Raw genomic sequence first — 227 nt, forward strand, 5'->3', positions numbered from 1 at the left:
GTACAGACCGTTTTTTCAGATGCAGCTGTGGCCTTGAGCAGCACCAAACACAAAACGGGACATTGTCTGGGGGCAGCGGGTGCAATCGAAGCCTTTATTTGCCAGCAGGTTTTATTGGATCAATCCTGGTTGCCGCTGCATCATGCAGGCGAATTGGACGAGGCTTTGGTTGGGCAAAATTATGTGCGTGTTCCACATTTGGCTGCACCGATTCGCTATGTAATGCT

The 227-nt window shown here is 50.2% G+C and carries 1 pseudogene; it reads left to right on the forward strand.

What is annotated here, in order from left to right:
* Window positions 1–27 precede the first annotated feature (27 nt).
* Window positions 28–227 (forward strand): annotated as a pseudogene (locus tag FHN55_RS22360) (hypothetical protein); the annotation flags it as partial.

The sequence above is a fragment of the Streptomyces sp. NP160 genome (assembly GCF_006335115.1).
GTDB lineage: Bacteria > Actinomycetota > Actinomycetes > Actinomycetales > Quadrisphaeraceae > Quadrisphaera.